The following is a 307-nucleotide window of genomic DNA, read 5'->3' on the forward strand; positions in this document are numbered from 1 at the left end:
CGGGACGTGGACGGGACGGACGAGCGCGCCGCGACGATGGCGAGCCAGCCCGCTGCAGCGACGACGAACGCCAGGAGCGGCGGGTTCGCACCGACGATGAGTGACGCGATCCCGAGCCCCGTCGCGTACACGGCGCCGACGCCCCACAGCGCGAACCGGCGGGACCGCGCGAAGGCGTCCACCACGATCACCAACATGCCGAAACCGAGCGCCATGCCGGTCATCAGCGGCTCGGGCGGGATCAAAGGTGCTTGCTCCTCGGCGACGACCGCGATGGCGAGGCTGAGATGCTGCCGCAGCGCGTGCG

Annotated in this window: 1 protein-coding gene; it reads right to left on the reverse strand. The window is 72.0% G+C overall.

The window, feature by feature from the left end:
• Positions 1-307, reverse strand: a 307-nt coding sequence (locus D9V41_RS18150) for a hypothetical protein (protein ID WP_208006949.1), incomplete at both ends; no start/stop codon positions are given.

Source organism: Aeromicrobium phragmitis (assembly GCF_003674095.1).
Classification (GTDB): Bacteria; Actinomycetota; Actinomycetes; order Propionibacteriales; family Nocardioidaceae; genus Aeromicrobium; species Aeromicrobium phragmitis.